17 protein-coding genes are annotated in these 13,358 nt (G+C 39.2%); 6 read left to right on the forward strand and 11 right to left on the reverse strand.

The window, feature by feature from the left end; all coding sequences use genetic code 11:
• Positions 1 to 461 (forward strand): Mu transposase C-terminal domain-containing protein (locus ACWI_RS17285; protein WP_175440979.1); only part of this gene is annotated, 461 nt, incomplete at its 5' end.
• On the forward strand, positions 454 to 1,254 hold the full coding sequence (locus ACWI_RS17290) for an ExeA family protein (RefSeq protein ID WP_070372697.1): 801 nt from the start codon (positions 454 to 456) through the stop codon (positions 1,252 to 1,254). The genes ACWI_RS17285 and ACWI_RS17290, both read left to right, overlap by 8 nt.
• A 76-nt stretch (positions 1,255 to 1,330) precedes the next feature.
• On the opposite strand, the gene ACWI_RS17295 is transcribed toward ACWI_RS17290, so the two are convergent.
• The 9 genes from ACWI_RS17295 to ACWI_RS19585 all read right to left on the reverse strand — a co-directional run bounded on the left by ACWI_RS17295 (position 1,331) and on the right by ACWI_RS19585 (position 7,733).
• Entirely contained in the window at positions 1,331 to 2,188 is an 858-nt protein-coding gene (locus ACWI_RS17295) for an AlbA family DNA-binding domain-containing protein (RefSeq protein WP_070372698.1), read from the reverse strand.
• A gap of 240 nt (positions 2,189 to 2,428) precedes the next feature.
• Positions 2,429 to 3,682 carry an ATP-binding protein gene (locus ACWI_RS17300; RefSeq protein WP_070372699.1) on the reverse strand — a complete coding sequence of 418 codons (1,254 nt, stop codon included), beginning with the start codon at positions 3,680 to 3,682 and terminating at the stop codon, positions 2,429 to 2,431.
• Positions 3,683 to 3,959: 277 nt separating this feature from the next.
• Positions 3,960 to 4,358 (reverse strand): ATP-binding protein, encoded by a 399-nt coding sequence (locus ACWI_RS18695; RefSeq protein WP_341465165.1) that lies wholly within the window; start codon positions 4,356 to 4,358, stop codon positions 3,960 to 3,962.
• 16 nt (positions 4,359 to 4,374) lie between these two features.
• Positions 4,375 to 5,466 carry an RNA-binding domain-containing protein gene (locus tag ACWI_RS18700; RefSeq protein WP_139142408.1) on the reverse strand — a complete coding sequence of 364 codons (1,092 nt, stop codon included), beginning with the start codon at positions 5,464 to 5,466 and terminating at the stop codon, positions 4,375 to 4,377.
• Positions 5,467 to 5,726: 260 nt separating this feature from the next.
• On the reverse strand, positions 5,727 to 6,461 hold the full coding sequence (locus tag ACWI_RS19440) for an HI0074 family nucleotidyltransferase substrate-binding subunit (RefSeq protein ID WP_084633823.1): 735 nt from the start codon (positions 6,459 to 6,461) through the stop codon (positions 5,727 to 5,729).
• A gap of 38 nt (positions 6,462 to 6,499) precedes the next feature.
• A complete protein-coding gene (locus tag ACWI_RS17315; protein ID WP_070372700.1) occupies positions 6,500 to 6,730 on the reverse strand; it encodes a YgiT-type zinc finger protein in 231 nt (76 codons plus the stop codon).
• A gap of 131 nt (positions 6,731 to 6,861) precedes the next feature.
• Positions 6,862 to 7,035 carry a DUF4258 domain-containing protein gene (locus ACWI_RS19580; protein WP_084633826.1) on the reverse strand — a complete coding sequence of 58 codons (174 nt, stop codon included), beginning with the start codon at positions 7,033 to 7,035 and terminating at the stop codon, positions 6,862 to 6,864.
• A gap of 147 nt (positions 7,036 to 7,182) precedes the next feature.
• Positions 7,183 to 7,482, reverse strand: a complete 300-nt coding sequence (locus ACWI_RS17320) for a DUF2442 domain-containing protein (protein WP_070372701.1) — start codon at positions 7,480 to 7,482, stop codon at positions 7,183 to 7,185.
• 38 nt (positions 7,483 to 7,520) lie between these two features.
• Positions 7,521 to 7,733 (reverse strand): DUF4160 domain-containing protein, encoded by a 213-nt coding sequence (locus ACWI_RS19585; protein WP_278278306.1) that lies wholly within the window; start codon positions 7,731 to 7,733, stop codon positions 7,521 to 7,523.
• 77 nt (positions 7,734 to 7,810) lie between these two features.
• Between ACWI_RS19585 and ACWI_RS17325 the strand changes: the two genes are divergently transcribed.
• Both ACWI_RS17325 and ACWI_RS17330 read left to right on the forward strand, forming a co-directional pair.
• Positions 7,811 to 8,506, forward strand: a complete 696-nt coding sequence (locus ACWI_RS17325) for a transposase (protein ID WP_242871645.1) — start codon at positions 7,811 to 7,813, stop codon at positions 8,504 to 8,506.
• A 373-nt stretch (positions 8,507 to 8,879) separates the two neighbouring features.
• Positions 8,880 to 9,473: a transposase gene (locus tag ACWI_RS17330; RefSeq protein WP_242871646.1), complete on the forward strand. Its 594-nt coding sequence runs from the start codon at positions 8,880 to 8,882 to the stop codon at positions 9,471 to 9,473.
• A 263-nt stretch (positions 9,474 to 9,736) separates the two neighbouring features.
• Here the strand turns inward: ACWI_RS17330 and ACWI_RS17335 are convergent, their stop codons facing one another.
• Together ACWI_RS17335 and ACWI_RS17340 are read right to left on the reverse strand one after the other, a co-directional pair.
• A complete protein-coding gene (locus ACWI_RS17335; protein ID WP_070372703.1) occupies positions 9,737 to 11,134 on the reverse strand; it encodes a hypothetical protein in 1,398 nt (465 codons plus the stop codon).
• Complete coding sequence (locus ACWI_RS17340) at positions 11,127 to 11,444, reverse strand: hypothetical protein (protein WP_070372704.1); 318 nt, start codon at positions 11,442 to 11,444, stop codon at positions 11,127 to 11,129. The genes ACWI_RS17335 and ACWI_RS17340 overlap by 8 nt, the downstream gene beginning before the upstream one ends.
• Positions 11,445 to 11,719: 275 nt before the next feature.
• On the opposite strand from ACWI_RS17340, the gene ACWI_RS17345 reads away from it, so the two are divergent.
• Together ACWI_RS17345 and ACWI_RS17350 are read left to right on the forward strand one after the other, a co-directional pair.
• Positions 11,720 to 12,964: a site-specific integrase gene (locus ACWI_RS17345; RefSeq protein ID WP_070372705.1), complete on the forward strand. Its 1,245-nt coding sequence runs from the start codon at positions 11,720 to 11,722 to the stop codon at positions 12,962 to 12,964.
• A complete protein-coding gene (locus ACWI_RS17350; RefSeq protein ID WP_070372706.1) occupies positions 12,961 to 13,320 on the forward strand; it encodes a hypothetical protein in 360 nt (119 codons plus the stop codon). The genes ACWI_RS17345 and ACWI_RS17350 overlap by 4 nt, the downstream gene beginning before the upstream one ends.
• Positions 13,321 to 13,358: the final 38 nt, after the last annotated feature.

A 13,358-nucleotide genomic window follows, 5' to 3' on the forward strand; every position in this document is an offset into this window, starting at 1 on the left:
TCCGTAGCCGTTTCTATCCGCTTTTGACGGCTGCTGATCTTCTGGATCTTGATGTCCTCAACCAACGCTTTGAGGCCTGGCTGGCCCGGGATTATCATCATAAGGTTCATTCGAGTCTCAATGAAGCACCAATGGTCTTTTATATGCGGGGGAGTGACCGGATCAGGCATTTCTCTGATCCCCGGATTATTGATGAAGCCTTTCTGATCCGGGTTACCAGAAAGGTCAAGTCGGATGCCACCATTTCCCTGCACAACACCCTTTTCGAAGCCTCGCCGATGTTTATTGGCAAGAGCGTGGATATCCGTTATCCCAATGAATCCCCGGATGAAATCTATCTTTATGAAAACAGTGTCCGGATTTACACCTGCAAAAAAGTCATCATGACGGACAATGCCATTGCCAAACGCCATAATACCCCCATCAGCTACAGTTCATTAGGCGGTGTACCGCATGTATAAATCGTTTTTCGGCTTCCAGCAGGCACCCTTTGACAAGGGCATTGATTCATCGCTGCTCTTTCAATCGGAAGCTTACAGGGAAGTTCTGGCCCGTCTGGATTATCTCAAAACCACCAGAGGTTTTGGTCTGATTACCGGGGATCCCGGGGTTGGTAAAACATCAACCCTACGGGTCTTTGCCGACAGTCTGAACCCGTCGTTATACAAGGTCATGTATTTCCCGATGTCTTCCGGAACAACCATGGATTTTTACCGGGGTCTGGCCTTTTCGCTTGGGGAACAGCCGAAATTTCGAAAAGTGGAGCTGTTCTTTCAGATTCAGAACGCCATTACTGATCTTTATGATAAGCGCCGCATCACGCCGGTCTTTATCCTCGATGAGATGCAATCGGCGAGTGCCCAGTTTCTTCACGATCTGAGCATCATTTTTAACTTTGACATGGATAAACGCAACCCTTTTATTCTGATTCTCACCGGTTTACCAACGCTGGCCAACCGCCTGGGTTTAAATCAGAATCGTTCCCTCGATCAGCGACTGGTGACCCGGTTTCATTTCTCGCCGCTTACACCGGATGAGGTCAGGGACTACATCAGACACCGGTTCAAGCATGCCGGTGTTTCACGGAATCTGATCAACGAGAACGCCTATGAAGCCATTTCGTCATCCACTGGCGGTTATCCGCGACTGGTCGGTAATCTGGTTACCCAGTGTCTGATTCTTGCCTTTCAAAAGCAACGTGATCTCATCGATGAAGAGATTGTTTTTGCCGCTTCTGCGGAAGCTGGGATTTAACGCCTGACGGCGTTACTTCCCTTTTTTTCTGGAGAAATGAAGCGTGATTATGTGATTAAAAACTGGCATTATATTTTCAACTCACCATATTTTTCACACTCTTTCGCACATTTCGATCCGTTTTATTGTGATTAAACCAGTCCGAAATAATGCGAAAATTTACATCATAGCTATCAATTAGATTCGTTCGGATATCATCCCGATCGTCATAACGATCTGTGTCTTCTCGACGAAGAATTGCGTCAGTTCGATAATGAGGAAGCGCTGCTTGAATGAGTTGCTCATTACCAAAAATGAGAATCCCACCTAAAGTTATCCCTTCTTTTCCACTTTGCAAGTCTTTAAGATACAACCCTGCACTTTTTAATAACTCTAAATTGTCCATCGTTTTCCATGGATGATCAGGACGTTGACTTACCGCCAGCTTTCTGACTTTATTAAACACCTCATTTTCCAACTCCGATAATTCCGCAAATGGGAAAATGCGATTTTCTGTATAACTACCCTGTTTTCTAATATACATCCAAGAGACGAGATTTGTGTTAGCGGTTATGTCGATATCCCCATCTTCATTTCGATCATATATTTTCCCATTGCAGCGATGAACCTGTGAACTCTCGGGCACAAAGATATAAAAAATGATTTTTCCATCAATTACGACTTCTTCAACAGATAAATAGAAGGTTGGACTAATTTTCAGGGGATTATTCATTGACGTAATAAAATCCTTCTTCATCTTATCGATTTCTTCCGGATCAATACCTACAATGCAACCCGAATCATTAACGCCAAGAAATAAATGACCACCATTTCTATTTAAAAAAGCACAGACTGATTCAAATACATCTCGATTTAACTTTGTCTTGCTTTGCTTAAACTCAACCGTTATGCCTTCACCACCGTTGATCATTTCATTAATTTTTTCAATTTTCATAACATTAATTCCCTACCATATTTTAATCATAATCCGTAACCTCAGATAGCTAAAACGGGAACATAAAACATTGTTAGACCACAATTTTCTTAAACGACACCTTGGCTACTAAGGCAATGATTGAAAGAGTTTTGTTAACCAGTATACACCACTACTCGCAAGCTGTAAATATAAAGTTTATAAGTTGGTGTCAGGCACTAACTTGTACAGACCTTCAATATCAGTTGTCTCACATTATTATTAAATCAGCCAAACAGGTACATACCAATTCTTTTCGTTGATTGGCAGTAAATCGTTCGCCATGCAAATAACACTGCCTGTTCCCACTTCAATTTTCAACTGTGCCAGACTGCCGAACTTTTCGGGCTCTGTTACTGGCTTTAAGACGTCAAAGTGCTTAATCGCCGTTTTGCCTGGTGAAGCAGCTTTTTTAATTTCGATGGGATAGAGTGTTCCATTTTCTAAAATCAACAAATCAATTTCTTTCTTATCTTTATCCCGATAGTAGTAGATCGGCGGCTCCTTTGCGGCATTTAGAAAGCTCTTGTAAATTTCAGAGAATGCATAGCTCTCAAAAAATGCCCCCGCCATCGGTCCTTTTTCGAGGGCCTGAGGATTGCCCCACTTAAGCAGATAGGCGCAAAGACCGGTGTCTAGAAAATGGAGTAAGGGCATTTTTGTCACTCGCTTTAAAACATTGTTGTGATACGGTTGTACCATCGCAATAATATGCGAGGAAACCAAAATGGAAAGCCATTTCTTTGCTGTCGGAGCGGAAATTCCCGACTCGCTGGCAATTTCTTCATAAACAACCGGTTTACCCGTTCTTGCTGCAACAACTGTCATAAAGTGATAAAAAGACATTTCATTGGCCACTTGGGTCAGATCTCTGATATCCCGCTGGAGATAGGTATCGACGTAGGAGCGATAGTAGGTTTCCCAGTCCACATTATCTTCGGCATACAAACGTGGCATCGATCCTTTGAAGATTCGTTCAAATATTTCATTCAACCCCTGCTTTTTGGTGGTCTCCATTCGTCTTAACAGTTGCCTGGGATCAGTCGAAAAAACTTCCGACGTTACACCTGATATTTCGCTGTTCGATAAACCAAGAAGATTGACAATACCCACTCGGCCAGCAAGGGACTCGCTGACATCTTTCATCAAATGAAAGGCCTGGGAACCGGTCAGCCAATACTCACCGTTTTTTTTATTGCGATCCACTTCCATTTTTATATAAGGCAGCAACTCTGGTGCATATTGGATTTCATCAATCAGAACCGGTGCCGTATACCGCTGCATAAACAGGGCCGGATCGTTCTTGGCCAAATAACGGACGTCCGGATCATCCAACGTAACGATTTTACGATTGCTTTCAGCCAGATTTTGAAGCATTGTTGATTTACCAACCTGTCTGGGCCCAGTTACCAAAAGAACCGGAAAAGTCTGAATAATCCGCTTGACTGCGTCTTCTGCTGCGCGTTTAATATACATGGGTATCACCTCGTTCTCATCAATAAAAAATCCGACTAAAATAATATCTGATTTTATTTTAGTCGGATTACTTCGTTTTGTCAAGAAATCAATAATCAACACTGCTTCGAAAGGTATACTTTTCGATATGCCACTATTACACAAAAACACCTTTCTTCCGTCGGATAAAAATACCATTCAGACTTTCCGTCGCTTTCCGTCGGAAAATCCGACGGAAAGATAGTTTTTCTATTGAACTCCGACGGTTTAGACGGCTTATAGAATTGAATTTTATGACTCAAGACTCAATATGTTCATAAGCAGTCATTCTACCCTTGCCAACCCGTCTTATGAATCCAGAATCTATTAATCTATTTAATAGAGCCTTAGACTGTGTCTCGCCTAAACCAGTTATTTCCTGAACTGTTTTTCTGGTGATCAATTTTTCTGATCTAATTAGCTTCATTACTTTTTCATCATCGGAAATATGTGAGCCTTCAATATCCAGGTTTAGGTTATCACCATATGTAACACATGGCAAAATAACACTTATTGATTGCTCAGAAAAATCAAATAAGGGTTTTTCTTTGAACTCAGAATAAGCCTGTCTTATTCTTCTGACACCTGTACCAAAGCGTTCAATCAGTTTTAAACGATGAAACACATCGGCTAAAATCGAATTTCTCGGGATGGAAATATTTTTGTTTAAATAATCATCCTTCGATACGCCATCGGGCCCCCCCCCCCTGCGAGTGAATAATCAATTGGTCTTTATACATCTCAATCCGTATTGAACCATTAATCAGATAATCTCGATGGATCAGTGCATTCGCCATTGCTTCAAGAAACGCTAATTCCGGTATTTGTATTCTTTCTTTTCGTGGAATTCCTTCAATCGCTAAGTATGGCTTATACCACTGTCTGAAAAATTCAATCGCCTCCTCATATTGAAGTAAAATTGACCCGCCTTGGATGGTTTTTCTATCTAAAAATATTGAAATATTGTCCCCAAATCGAACCATATCGACACAGGAACTTTTTATTTTGTTGTTATCCGATAGCAATTCAGCCGCGTTATTAAAAACGCCATGTTCCAGCAAACCTAGTGAGATGAGCACATCATTTGTAAGCACTTCAATCCCAAGAACACTTTTTAACCATTTGAATAGTATCTCAAATCTCAATTCTTTGTTTTTTGAGGGCATTTCATCAAAATCAATTCGACTTCCAATCAATACCAATTTTTGCAATGCAGTTCGATCAACTGGGACACTGGCTGTATCCATTCTTCTGTATGCTTTGCCTTTATAAAAATAAGGTTGACTCTCACCCTTGTACACGTTTAGAACAAGGACTGCTTTTTTATCCATTGTTGTTTCTATTAAAGTATAGCTTGGCCTTGGTTCAATTGTATCATTAATCGCATTTTCAATCGCTAATTTAAGCTGATCAATATTTTTTATGCCAACAACCTCACCATCATCACTAATCCCAAAAATAATTTCGCCATCACCATAGTTTGCAAATGCACTAACGGTCTTTAAAAATGAGGGAGTAAACTCCTTCTTGAACTCAATTGTTTTTTCTTCTTTTAGTTTGCCCATTATTATTAAACCCCTTTTTACAATTACCTCCATTTTAGTTAAGACTATCGTAAAATCAATGATCTCACCTGAAGAATTTTTCGGAACTGAGCAAAACTCCAGATTATAGTAGTACATACTCATAACCGGTTCTGGTGGCAAAAAGACTGGTAAAACTTTGCCGATTTTTCCCAGCAGCAATATCATGGTCTCAGTATACACCAATGCTTGCTAAATATCCATCATTAAGTTGATAGATAAGTGTCGGGCACCCATCCTCGTTTAATCGTAATCCGTAACCACAGATAGCTAAAATGGGAACATCAAACACTGTAGACCATAATTTTCTTAAACGGCACCTTGCTACCAAGGCAATGATTGGAAGAGTCTTGTTAACCAGTATACACTACTACTCGCAAGCTGTAAATATAAAGTTTATAAGTAAGTGTCAGGCACCTACCTCCTTGAGGCACCGCGCTTTGCTATTCCGCCAAACGTTTTGAGAGAGCTTTGAATTCCTGAAAATACGTCTTTATAATCCGGTCACATATTTCATCTGCGATTTCTTCTTTATAAATATGAGAGGTTAAGTTGCGATCATTTAACAGTTGAATCCAAATCTTATCATCTGTGATTAAACCATAACTAAACGCTTCTTTCATAACCGACTTCGGACTGTTAATATCAACGAACCCTTGATCCATCAGATATTCCCTGGCAGCCTTCCAGGCAAGTTCCGTCGTAAATTCAAACCGCTGGATGACCCCATCACGGACAATGCTGCTTTGATTGGCTTGAAGTTCTAAAATTCCTTCACTCAGGCGATCAACTGCTTTTTTTAGATTTTCGACTTTATTTGACAATAATTCCATTAAAACAACTCCTTCCTGCTTAACATTTTTTAGTAAACGTGGATCCGCATCAGGTGTCATGAATACAATATCAAATTTTAACAAGGTATCCAGTTCTTCAATTTCATCCGTAAAATTCGCTACCTCAAGGTTAGAGCTGCTGCTACTGAATATTGCCAAATCAATATCACTATTGGGCCGATAATCGCCCCTTGCCCGTGATCCAAACAAGACAATTTTATAGATATTCGGGTAGTTACTGGCGCATTTTTTAACCTGCTCAAACAATTTTTCCATTCTTATTTTTGAGGTCTTTTCAACAGATCCTAAACCTTCCCCTTTTTCTCCCACTTTCTGTTCAATCATTCGCGAACCTCCCAGTGTCTTGTTGTAAATGATTCTCTCTAGGCAGCACGATTGTCATAATTGACAACAGCAATCTCTGTTAACGTATTGCGCAATTGATCAATAATGCGTTCTAATTGTACAACAGCCGTACCACTAAATGATTCTTCGCCGCATTGGATGCACTTATGGCAAGGTACATTTTTAACAATCACAATGATGTTTCCTAAGTCAGCCATATAGGTGGTTGTTGACTCTGTCAGCTTCCCTTTGCACAAAAAACAATCCATTCCAGTTCTCCTCAACTTAAAACCGTCTTTCCATATGTCCACATCCGGATAATAAGCGGTTATTATCCATAATTTACAATCAGTATAACCAACAACATGGACTAACAATTTGTCAATTGATGCTCCTAAAATTAAGCAACTCGGATGTGAATAATCCTCAGTATAGGGCTCATTATTTCACCGGTCATGATTGCATTTTTGACATCAGAATATTTAATACCCCTTTTCATAAATCGATCCAAAGCATGTCGGGTAACTTCGATCGTTTCATCGTTGTAGATTTTTCTTAAATATTCAATATTCATTTTTCATATCCTTATCAGTCTCAGCCATTCGCCGCAGAAACAATATCTTGTTTTCAGTATACGCCACTGCTTGCTAAATGTCCATCATTAAGTTTATAATACAGTGTCAGGCACCTACTCCCCAGGCACCACCAAGCTACGCGCCCTTCAGGCCTCTTTAACTTCCGTAATGGCCACGCTGTCAGAATATAGAGTTTCTGGTGCAATATCAATATCCCCGTTACACCAGGTGACCGTATCAAAATCAAGATGCACATTATCAAATGTGCTTTTGTCTTTTAGCGGCTGAAATACTGGTAAATCCAAAAGATGACGCACATCATATAGTTTTCGTTCACCTGTCGAAAAAGTAAGTAATAATTGATAATTTTGAAGCGTCTTTACACCAGTAACTTTTATCATATCTGCCGGTTTTCCTGCATATAGGATTCCATCTATTTCATACATTGAAATTACATCCCTTCTTAAACTATGATAATCTGTTATTACAACGGCTCTACCTTGTCAAAATGTTCGCTTTTTACAGCTTTATACCAAGCTCTGTAAACGTCTTCTTCTCTGAGGGCTAACCAGCCTACTAATATTTTAAACTGCCTTTTAGGAATACTTCCAGCTAACAATTCACCATCCAGAGAAACAACTGCTTGATGGTCTCCGTATTTTACTGAGTATTTCGGTCGAACAAGGCTCTTCCGCAAAAAGCCGTCGATTAAGCTATATATTAAACCTGAAGTGATATAATAAAAGCATCAAATAAATAGAAAGGATGGTAAAAATGGATTCGCCAAATACTCTGATTTTGGATCATTACTTCCCGTCCGATGTTTTAAAAATCACGGAAGTAATTGAAACTGATAAAATCATTATCCATATGAAGTCTCTTTCCAAAACCTGTATCTGTCCCAGGTGTCACCAGACACTTAAGCATTATCACGGCACCTATACAAGAAAAGTTCAGGATCTTCCCATACTGGGCAAAAATGTTCAGCTCCGGATTAAAGCCCATGAGTACATTTGTGACAATGAAGCGTGCCCGGTTAGAACCGTTGCTGAAACATTCGATGGCTTTCTCAACGCAAACCGAAGAATGACTCAGCGCTGTGAAGATTTCATCTGTATGCTGGCAATGGAAACCAGTTGTGAAGGGTGCGCACGGATCTGTCAGGCAATGAACCTGCATATCAGTGGAGACAGCGTGATCCGCTTTCTTACAGAACATTATGAGGCTCAGCCGGTTCCAGTTTGTAGTGAAACGATCGGTGTCGATGATTTTGCCTTCAAAAAAAGAAGCCGATACGGAACGGTGATTGTTGATGAAGCCACACACAAACCGGTTGCAGTTCTTAATGGGCGGGACAGTAATACGCTCAAGACCTGGCTATGGCAAAACAGACAGGTCAAAAGGATCACTAGAGACCGGGCCGGAGCCTATGCTTCCGCCATTTGCGAAATCCTTCCTGATGCCATGTAGATTGCAGACCGGTTTAATCTTCATCAGAATTTGCTGGAAGCCGTCCAGAATGCACTCAAATCGGTTGTGCCGGCTGATATAAAAATACCGATTTAACCGGATCATTCTGATAATCAACAACCGGAAGTAAAAACGGTACCAGAAGGTTTTAAAAAAAAATGATGACCCGGTAAAACCGGTCAGTTATGATGAAAACCGGATACAGCGCTACAATGCGGTTAAAGAATATATTGAGGCCGGATTCACGATCAGTCGAACGGCAAAAATCCTGCATTGCAGCCGCAAGACTGTACGCAATAATATAAATGGCGATTTTGATGCATTATGCCGCCAGGAACTGCGAAGTTGCGTGGATCGCTATTACGATTACATAATGAAAGCGTTGGCCTCCGGGATGATCCGCAAGGACATCTATCGCGAGATTAAAAAACAGGGCTACCCCGGACAAGTGTCCACCGCATATGACTATATGAACAAACTGATTGCGGTGCATGGAATCGAAATCGCAGTTAATCGAAGTTCTTCGATTGAAGCGATCACTCGGAGAAAGCAGTTGAACAAATTTGACCATATAACACGGCAAAGTGTCTTCCGGTTTCTCTGGATGAATGATACTGTTGTTTCCGGATATCGTGACTACCTGATAAAGACATATCCGATTATCTATGAGCTTTATAAATGCATCAAAGAATTCCGTCAGATCTTTAAAGAAAACAGTTTACCCCAACTGTATCTATATATTGACAGGTATAAAACCTCTGAGATCAAGCAACTGGCAGTTTTTGCATCTGGACTGGAAAAAGATCTCGACGCAGTAGAAAATGCTGTTGTCAGTGATTTGTCAAACGGGTTTGTGGAAGGAGTCAACAACAAGCTGAAAATGATAAAACGAACCATGTATGGTCGGTGTGGTCAAAAATTATTGATGGCCAAATTGATGTATGATCCACATCTAAAACCTGGATAACGGCTTTTTGCGGAAGAACCACGAACCTCCGGACAGCCTGGTTTTTCCAGCCGAAATATTCATTTATCGTGATAAACGGCTTATTCTAGACGTTTTTTTGCAACAGATGAGCATTCTCGTTATGTATTCCCGGGAATCCAGGCTATATGATACGACCTTGCTCGGCCGCACTGTCAGGCACCTATCTCTTTCATTAGAAAGTGGGCTTTTGACACCCAAACCAAACATATATGCCAACAAAATTACTTAGTTCTGGCGCTTTATCACCATCCCTTCATCATTATTAATGTTACTAAGTCCATTGCCGTTGGAAAACCCACCATACTTATAAAAACATTTTTTTTACCAAAAATCGCACAATAGCGTAAAATTATTTCTTTGTTATTTATGTCATCACTGATCATTTTCAATATTTCTACCGCTTCATACCAACGATTTTCAAAGTTATCCCCCTTCAATACAACAAAGACTTTTTTATTATTATGAACAGTTTTGGCTGATCTAAAAAAAGATTTGTAATCAATATCATCTTCAGGCAATGAATAACCAATAAAAATTAAATACTCCGCCTCTTCAACCTTAATACGCATTGCCCGTTGAATCTCTTCAATATATGGTGTTTTACTTTTATATAAGGTTTGTAAGAGCATCGCTGAATCTTTTGTTGTTAACTTACTACCACAATGAACACATTTATAATAATCATCAGCTGTTAAAGGTGAACGCATTGCCAGACTATTCGATTGCAACTTAAAACAATCACCTAAGTATGCTGATAATTTTCCACAATACGGACAATCGAGCCAATTTGTCTGACCATGGGGAAAAAACGTCGGGATCAGCACTACTTTGCGATCCGTGTTACGATCTGGGTCATTCAAACGATAGGCAACTGATTCATTATAGGGATACCACTTGGCTGTATCTTTGTCAAAACTTTTACTTGTCATAAACGTTGCAAAATCGTTAAAAACTTTTAATTTAAACATTTGATTCTGATTATTATAATAAAATGCATTTTGATCGTTTAAATTTTTATGTGCGATAAACATCGACCAAAGCAAAAGAACATCCCAGTTAAAACTCAGATATGAAAAGTTTGAAAAAACAAAATCAGAATCCCTCAAATCAAGACCATCCGGAATTAGTTCTCCCTTTTCCTTGAGAAGCACTTTGCCTATTTCTTGAAAGAAATCAACATACAAATGAATTTTTTTATTTTGCTGTGCCTTTTTTATCTGCATCGAAAAATATTCCTGAAGCACAACCAAAATTCCCTTGCGATACTGAACCAGATGATGGGGATACAAAATCTTCTTCTCATTCGATACAGATTCATATATCATCAAATTCAATCCTTTGTGAATTTGTATGTCGATTAGATTATACAAATCGATCATTTTGAAGCTCTCTTCATCCTCGATGAAGAAATATTTGACAAAATTAATTAAATCTTCAATATTAAATTCGTCTTCAGCCTTCAATTTTTTTAATGCCGCAAACCGTTCCACATCTTGCTCTGTTAAGCCATAATTTTTCAGATCTGTGACTTCGCTAAAAAAGAAAGTTCTAAAAAAATCATTCTGCTTTTCTGTTAGTGGCATCCCTAAAGCAGCAGTCGCACCTGCACCAAAAATCAGAACGGCTTTTTCTTTACTCATTAATGATTACCAAATTCACAAGCTCAAATCCATTATTTTCTTTGATTATAAATCTTGCCTTTTGCTTTCCCAGTGCAATTTGAATCAATGCATATTTTATCTCATCATCCGCATCTTTATAGCTTATTTTCTCATTACATTGAATTACTTTTGCTTCTTTTGATAATACATTTCCATCTTCTTTTAGCCACAGATTGTATCGCCTTTCAGAATCATCACTTATACTGTTGCTACTGCAAATTACGGCCTCTGAATCTTTCAAATCAATACTCTTAATTATGCCATCCGTGTAATAAATCTCTTCATCCATTATGGTATTCTCCAATTCGTGTAATATATGTAATTCTGCCAATTCAAAATCAATCTCATCATCAATATGAATTGACGCAATGGAAAAAAGCCACGGTACAGTTCAATTATCACATAAAATGTGAAGCTTCACATTTAATATGAAATGACAAGTTTGACAAAATTTAAAGTTGTGACGATTTTTCTTAGTTAAATGGGAATTTCTCGTTGTTTGTCTTTACATTTAATCTCATACTTAAAGAGGCTACTGCCAAATTTTAAGCATGAGGTGAAAAAATGAACATGTCGATTAATGAATTAATTGATTATGCAAGTGAAGCACTGTTGGATAATGGGTGCACTCAAGATTATGTAAAACATCTTTCCTATACATGGACTGGGTTGAAGCATTATCTTAGTGTCACGAATCAAGCCTATTCTGAAACAATTGGGAACGCTTTTCTGCGTGAACGTTATGCGATTGAAACCGATAAAACTTTTGCTAAGCTTTCTGCAATTAACAAACGCCGGAGACGGGCGATTCACATTTTGTCTAATTGTCTGATGCATGATGTTGTTACATTGCCAAAATCCTATTCACTTTGTCGGTTTTCATGCCATTACAAAACAGAATTACTTGATTTTGTGGAATTCAGAAAACAGCAGGATTTTTCATTATCTACTCTAAACAGGGACATTTGCTGCCTCAACAGGTTATCTGTTTACCTGGATGCTCTGGATCTTCGATCCCTGACTGATCTTAACAGTGCGCATCTGGTAGGATTTGTAAAATATCTTTCTGTTGAAGGACATCTGCCGACACTAAAGGGTTTTGCTTCAACCATAAGGTTGTTAATGCGTTACCTGTATAAAACGGGTGTCCAAAAAACGGATCTTTCAAAGTTTGTGCCAAAAGTAAAACCCAAAACGGATGGAATTCCTTCTGTTTATACCCCAGATGAAATCGAATCGATGTTGACCCATTTTAACCGCACTAACCCTAAAGGAATAAGAGACTATGCGATGGTATTGTTGGCTGTTCGCCTTGGAATGCGGGCTTCAGACATCTGTTCGTTAAAGTTTGAAAACATCGACTGGCAAGCGAACACGATCTCTTTCATCGCCAAAAAAAATCAGAAGTCGGCAGTATTACCTTTAATTAGCGAGGTTGGACATGCCATTATTGATTATCTCCAACATAGCCGTCCAGAAACAACGGATAAACACATATTTGTACGATTGCAAAAACCGTTTAGAGAGCTACAACCAAGCGGTCTACATACGATTGTTACTCAGGCAATGCGTAATGCCGGCATCATCATTCCATCTGGAAAGCGGCATGGACCCCATGCATTAAGAGCCAGTCTTGCAACTGAAATGCTGGCACATAATACACCTTTGCCGATAATTTCAGAGACATTAACACATACCTGTACGGATACCACAAAGATTTATCTAAAAGTTGATGTCAGTCATCTGCGACAATGTTCGCTTGAAGTCCCCCCACTTGGAAATGTCTGGATGGGAGGTTTCCTGTTATGAAAAACTATTTTAGTGGTCCTTTTTCTGATCTTCTCAACGAATTCGTACAATTCAAACGAAATACAGGCTTTAAATATGAAAAGGAAAGTCATTACTTAAAGCAATTTTCTGAATTCACCCTGAGCCAAGGAATCACAGACCCGGTCTTGTCTAAAAATTTAGCCGAAGCATGGTGTAATAAGAAACCCTTTGAGAATCAACGTAATTGCACAGAACAACGGATATCCTGTCTCCGCCAATTCGCTTTGTATCTTGGTTCTCTTGGTTATTGTTTTTTGCAAGTACTTTTTGCAGAAAGTTGCAAGTTAAAAATACAGAATGTTGCATTATGGAAAATCCATAGTTTTGCAAGCTGAAATGCGAAGCGATTTCGATAAAACTCAAAGCATTGCAG

It is taken from the genome of Acetobacterium wieringae, assembly GCF_001766835.1.
In the GTDB taxonomy this organism is placed as follows: domain Bacteria; phylum Bacillota; class Clostridia; order Eubacteriales; family Eubacteriaceae; genus Acetobacterium; species Acetobacterium wieringae.

Bases quoted from the DNA above. Each gene is read 5' to 3' on its own strand.
- ACWI_RS17290 (WP_070372697.1), top strand. From the start codon at position 454: ATGTATAAATCGTTTTTCGGCTTCCAGCAGGCACCCTTTGACAAGGGC.
- ACWI_RS17295 (WP_070372698.1), bottom strand. From the start codon at position 2,188: ATGAAAATTGAAAAAATTAATGAAATGATCAACGGTGGTGAAGGCATA.
- ACWI_RS17300 (WP_070372699.1), bottom strand. From the start codon at position 3,682: ATGTATATTAAACGCGCAGCAGAAGACGCAGTCAAGCGGATTATTCAG.
- ACWI_RS19440 (WP_084633823.1), bottom strand. From the start codon at position 6,461: ATGATTGAACAGAAAGTGGGAGAAAAAGGGGAAGGTTTAGGATCTGTT.
- ACWI_RS17315 (WP_070372700.1), bottom strand. From the start codon at position 6,730: ATGGATTGTTTTTTGTGCAAAGGGAAGCTGACAGAGTCAACAACCACC.
- ACWI_RS19580 (WP_084633826.1), bottom strand. From the start codon at position 7,035: ATGAATATTGAATATTTAAGAAAAATCTACAACGATGAAACGATCGAA.
- ACWI_RS17320 (WP_070372701.1), bottom strand. From the start codon at position 7,482: ATGTATGAAATAGATGGAATCCTATATGCAGGAAAACCGGCAGATATG.
- ACWI_RS17325 (WP_242871645.1), top strand. From the start codon at position 7,811: ATGGATTCGCCAAATACTCTGATTTTGGATCATTACTTCCCGTCCGAT.
- ACWI_RS17330 (WP_242871646.1), top strand. From the start codon at position 8,880: ATGAAAGCGTTGGCCTCCGGGATGATCCGCAAGGACATCTATCGCGAG.
- ACWI_RS17335 (WP_070372703.1), bottom strand. From the start codon at position 11,134: ATGAGTAAAGAAAAAGCCGTTCTGATTTTTGGTGCAGGTGCGACTGCT.
- ACWI_RS17340 (WP_070372704.1), bottom strand. From the start codon at position 11,444: ATGGATGAAGAGATTTATTACACGGATGGCATAATTAAGAGTATTGAT.
- ACWI_RS17345 (WP_070372705.1), top strand. From the start codon at position 11,720: ATGAACATGTCGATTAATGAATTAATTGATTATGCAAGTGAAGCACTG.
- ACWI_RS17350 (WP_070372706.1), top strand. From the start codon at position 12,961: ATGAAAAACTATTTTAGTGGTCCTTTTTCTGATCTTCTCAACGAATTC.